The sequence below is a fragment of the Pseudomonas sp. HMWF006 genome (assembly GCF_003061205.1).
Classification (GTDB): Bacteria; Pseudomonadota; Gammaproteobacteria; order Pseudomonadales; family Pseudomonadaceae; genus Aquipseudomonas; species Aquipseudomonas monsensis.
Window position 1 is genome coordinate 1 of the sequence record NZ_QAIU01000225.1, and the last position, 2324, is coordinate 2324.

The following is a 2324-nucleotide window of genomic DNA, read 5'->3' on the forward strand; positions in this document are numbered from 1 at the left end:
GCGCTGAATCATGAAGAAAGTTGTTGGCTGATAGATTGCTATCGCGAGCAGGCTCACGCCTACATTTTGGAATATGTTCCCTTTAGGAGTGAGCTTGCTCGCGATTGAATCAACCCGGTGACCGATTGGAATCCACAACCTGCATCCGCGCGATATACGCCTTTATTTCCAGCTCAGCCTTTTGCGCACTGGCAAACGGCCCCTCCAGGGTATTTTCCCGAGTGCTGAAGAACAGCTCGCCATTGACCCGACACAACCGCTCACTGCGAAAATGCGTCGCGGGGGCGCTGTCCTGAGCGCGCATGCCGTACATGATCGGCCTCCTTGGTAAGAAGTCAGTGAATGCATCCCATGAGCTTATGCCTGAAGCACTTGGCGCGCCTGGCCAGACGATCAACGGCAATCCGTCAATTTAATGCTGCGACCTGCACAGTTTCATTCGCGGCCTGGCCTGAACTGTCCCTGTGTTGCGCCTGCATGCGGGCCTAGAATGACCGCTCTTGTCAGCAGGCATTGGGGTTCGCATGCACATTTCATCCGGTCGCTGGGTTTACGGTCTGTGCCTGGCGCTGCTGACAGCGTTTTTGTGGGGCATTTTGCCGATCAAACTCAAGCAGGTATTGCAGGTGATGGACCCGATCACGGTGACCTGGTTTCGCCTGATGGTCTCGGGCGGCTGCCTGTTCATTTATCTGGCCTCGGTCAAGCGTCTGCCGAGCCGTAAAGTGCTGGGGCCCAGAGGCGGTTGGCTGGTGCTGATGGCGGTGCTCGGGTTGGTGGGCAATTATGTGCTGTACCTGATGGGCCTGAATCTGCTCAGCCCCGGCACCGCGCAACTGGTGGTGCAGATGGGCCCGATCATGTTGCTGATCGCCAGCCTGTTTGTGTTCAAGGAGCGTTTCAGCATTGGCCAGGGGATCGGGCTGGCGGTGCTGCTGATCGGGTTTGTGCTGTTCTTCAATCAACGTCTGGCTGAATTGCTCACCTCATTGTCGGACTACACCGCCGGCGTGTTGCTGGTGCTGTCGGCCTCGACGGTCTGGACCTTCTATGCGCTGGGTCAGAAGCAGTTGCTGACGGTGTGGAATTCGTTGCAGGTGATGATGGTGATCTACCTGTTCTGCGCGCTGTTGCTGACACCCTGGGTGCATCCGCTGGAGGCGCTGGCGCTGAGCCCGTTGCAGGGCTGGCTGCTGCTGGCGTGCTGCATGAACACGCTGATTGCCTATGGCGCATTTGCCGAGGCGCTGGCGCATTGGGAAGCGTCGCGGGTCAGTGCCACGCTGGCGATCACGCCATTGGTAACCTTTGGTGCGGTGGCGCTGGCGGCGTGGATGTGGCCGGAGTATGTGCATGCCGAGCAGATCAATGGTCTGGGCTATGGCGGGGCGGTGCTGGTGGTGCTGGGCTCGGCGCTGGTGGCGTTGGGGCCGTCGTTGATTGCCGGGCTCAAGGCGCGGCGGATGAAGATGGCAGCAGGCTAACCGCGTCAGGGCCATCGCGAGCAGGCTCACTCCTGCATGGGGAACGCATCCCCCCTGGAGCAGTGAGCCTGCTCGCGATGACTTATTAAGCAACGCTACAAATCTCAGCCCTTGGCGCCAGCCTCGATCATGTTCTCCGGCCGCACCCAGGCATCGAACTGTTCATCGCTCAGATACCCCAGTTGCAGCGCCGCCTCACGCAAGGTCAGGCCTTCGCTGTAAGCCTTCTTGGCGATTTCCGCCGACTTGTCGTAACCGATGTGCGGGTTCAGCGCCGTCACCAGCATCAGCCCGCGCTCCAGGTGTCTGGCCATGACGTCGGCATCCGGCTCAAGCCCGGCGATGCAGTGCTGCTGGAAGTTGCTGCAACCATCGGCGAGCAAGCGGATCGATTGCAGCACGTTATGGATGATCACCGGTTTGAACACATTTAACTGCAAGTGACCCTGGCTCGCGGCGATGCCGATCGTCACGTCATTGCCCAACACCTGACACGCCAGCATCGACAGCGCTTCGCACTGGGTCGGATTGACCTTGCCCGGCATGATCGAGCTGCCCGGCTCGTTCGCCGGCAGCTTCACTTCGGCAAACCCTGCGCGTGGGCCGGAACCGAGAAGACGCAGGTCGTTGGCGATTTTCATCAGCGCGACGGCGAGGGTTTTCAGCGCGCCCGACAGGTTGGTCAGCGGTTCATGGCCGGCCAGTGCCGCGAATTTGTTCGGTGCGGTGACGAAGGGCAGGCCGGACAGCGCGGCGAGCTCTGCGGCAATCGCCTCGCCGAAGCCGTGTGGCGAATTCAACCCGGTACCGACCGCCGTGCCGCCCTGCGCCAGTTCACAC

Annotated in this window: 3 protein-coding genes; 1 reads left to right on the forward strand and 2 read right to left on the reverse strand. The window is 60.5% G+C overall.

The window, feature by feature from the left end; genetic code table 11:
* Positions 1 to 109: 109 nt before the first annotated feature.
* Positions 110 to 313, reverse strand: a complete 204-nt coding sequence (locus tag DBR24_RS09015) for a DUF6316 family protein (RefSeq protein ID WP_128614547.1) — start codon at positions 311 to 313, stop codon at positions 110 to 112.
* 211 nt (positions 314 to 524) lie between these two features.
* Here DBR24_RS09015 and DBR24_RS09020 point away from each other — a divergent pair, with 211 nt between their 5' ends.
* Entirely contained in the window at positions 525 to 1484 is a 960-nt protein-coding gene (locus DBR24_RS09020; RefSeq protein ID WP_128614548.1) for a DMT family transporter, read from the forward strand.
* A gap of 104 nt (positions 1485 to 1588) precedes the next feature.
* Here DBR24_RS09020 and DBR24_RS09025 read toward each other — a convergent pair.
* Positions 1589 to 2324, reverse strand: a 736-nt coding sequence (locus tag DBR24_RS09025; RefSeq protein ID WP_256591355.1) for a lyase family protein, incomplete at its 5' end; no start/stop codon positions are given.